General features: G+C 49.4%; 1 protein-coding gene. It reads right to left on the bottom strand.

The annotated features are described in order from the left end of the window. A partial coding sequence (locus C7972_RS24025) for a hypothetical protein (protein ID WP_181422997.1) occupies nt 1-2,712 on the bottom strand: 2,712 nt, incomplete at both ends.

The raw sequence follows: 2,712 nt of genomic DNA, 5'->3' as shown, positions 1-2,712 counted from the left end.
CCACTCCACCGTTCCGGAAGCATCGGTGACCAATACCTGGTCGTTACCGCCGCTCAATATGTTTTCTGTCTGAACCGCATCGTCCGCCAACTTGGCATTGGTAACCGCGTCATCACCTAATTTTATTGTGGTCACTGCCCCATCATTCAGTTTTGCCGTTACTATGGATAGGTCCTCTACTTTAAAGGGATCCCCAACGGTTCCTGCTCCTGTAATGGTAACCTGGTCGGCAATGGCCGAAAAACTCGACTTATCAACCCACTCCACCGTTCCGGAAGCATCGGTGACCAATACCTGATCGTTACCGCCGCTCAATATGTTTTCCGTATGAACCGCATCGTCCGCCAATTCTGCATTGGTAATTCCATCGGCCGATACGTCCAAAGTATAGGGGCTAACCGTTGTTCCTGCTCCTGAACGTACCAAAGTGCCATCGGTGGCGTTTGTTACCTCGTTTCCGATTACACCATCCACTTCCGTTACCGTCACTGAGCCTAAATCAATTAAAACCCAGTCGGTCCCATCCCATTGTATTACTTGTCCAGAAGCTGTACCATCAGCAATATTCTCCAATTGTACCGCATCGTCCGCCAACTTAGCATTGGTGACAGCGTCAGGGCCTAGCTTGGAATTTACTATGGATAGATCCTCTACTTTGAAAGGATCACCTATTGTACCTACCCCTGTTATGGTAACCTGATCGGCCAAAACAGCAAAGCTCGACTTATCCACCCAGACCACTGTTCCAGCAGCATCGGTGACCAATACCTGATCGTTACCACCTGAGGAAATATCCTCCGTTAAAATGGTACCGTTCATTATGTTTTCTGTCTGTACTGCATCGTCCGCCAATTTAGCGTTGGTAACCGCATCATCGTCCAGTTTTGCCGTTACTATGGATAGGTCCTCTACTTTGAAAGGATCCCCAACAGTTCCAGCCCCTGTTATGGTAACCTGGTCCGCAATGGCATCGAAGCTGGACTTGTCAACCCAAACCACCGTTCCCACTGCATCGGTGACCAATACCTGATCGTTACCGCCGCTCAATATGTTTTCTGTCTGAACCGCATCGTCCGCCAACTTGGCATTGGTAACAGCGTCATCACCTAATTTTATCGTGGTAACCGCTCCATCGTCCAGTTTTGCCGTTACTATGGATAGATCCTCTACTTTGAAAGGATCGCCAACAGTTCCAGCCCCTGTTATGGTTACCTGGTCCGCAATGGCATCGAAGCTGGACTTGTCAACCCAAACCACCGTTCCCACTGCATCGGTGACCAATACCTGATCGTTACCACCTGAGGAAATATCCTCCGTTAAAATGGTACCGTTCAATATGTTTTCTGTCTGTACCGCATCGTCCGCCAGTTTGGCATTGGTGACCGCGTCATCCCCTAATTTTATCGTGGTAACCGCTCCATCGTCCAGTTTTGCCGTTACTATGGATAGATCTTCCACCTTGAAGGGATCGCCTATTGTACCTACCCCTGTTATGGTAACCTGGTCCGCAATGGCATCGAAGCTGGACTTGTCAACCCAAACCACCGTTCCCACTGCATCGGTGACCAATACCTGATCGTTACCGCCGCTCAATATGTTTTCTGTCTGAACCGCATCGTCCGCCAACTTGGCATTGGTGACCGCGTCATCACCTAATTTTATCGTGGTAACCGCTCCATCGTCCAGTTTTGCCGTTACTATGGATAGATCCTCTACTTTGAAAGGATCGCCTATTGTACCTACCCCTGTTATGGTAACCTGGTCCGCAATGGCATCGAAGCTGGACTTGTCAACCCAAACCACCGTTCCCACTGCATCGGTGACCAATACCTGATCGTTACCGCCGCTCAATATGTTTTCTGTCTGTACCGCATCGTCCGCCAGTTTGGCATTGGTGACCGCGTCATCACCTAATTTTATCGTGGTAACCGCTCCATCGTCCAGTTTTGCCGTTACTATGGATAGGTCCTCTACTTTGAAAGGATCCCCAACAGTTCCAGCCCCTGTTATGGTAACCTGGTCCGCAATGGCATCGAAGCTAGACTTGTCAACCCAAACCACCGTTCCCACCGCATCGGTGACCAATACCTGATCGTTACCGCCGCTCAATATGTTTTCTGTCTGAACCGCATCGTCCGCCAACTTGGCATTGGTGACCGCGTCATCACCTAATTTTATCGTGGTAACCGCTCCATCGTCCAGTTTTGCCGTTACTATGGATAGATCCTCTACTTTGAAAGGATCGCCTATTGTACCTACCCCTGTTATGGTTACCTGGTCCGCAATGGCATCGAAGCTGGACTTGTCAACCCAAACCACCGTTCCCACTGCATCGGTGACCAATACCTGATCGTTACCACCTGAGGAAATATCCTCCGTTAAAATGGTACCGTTCAATATGTTTTCTGTCTGTACCGCATCGTCCGCCAACTTGGCATTGGTGACCGCGTCATCACCTAGTTTTATCGTGGTAACCGCTCCATCGTCCAGTTTTGCCGTTACTATGGATAGATCCTCTACTTTGAAAGGATCGCCAACAGTTCCAGCCCCTGTTATGGTAACCTGGTCCGCAATGGCATCGAAGCTAGACTTGTCAACCCAAACCACCGTTCCCACCGCATCGGTGACCAATACCTGATCGTTACCACCTGAGGAAATATCCTCCGTTAAAATGGTACCGTTCAATATGTTTTCTGTCTGTACCGCATTGTC

This window comes from Arenibacter sp. ARW7G5Y1, from assembly GCF_003201775.1.
Classification (GTDB): domain Bacteria; phylum Bacteroidota; class Bacteroidia; order Flavobacteriales; family Flavobacteriaceae; genus Arenibacter.
This window is presented reverse-complemented; position numbering and strand designations above follow the sequence as displayed.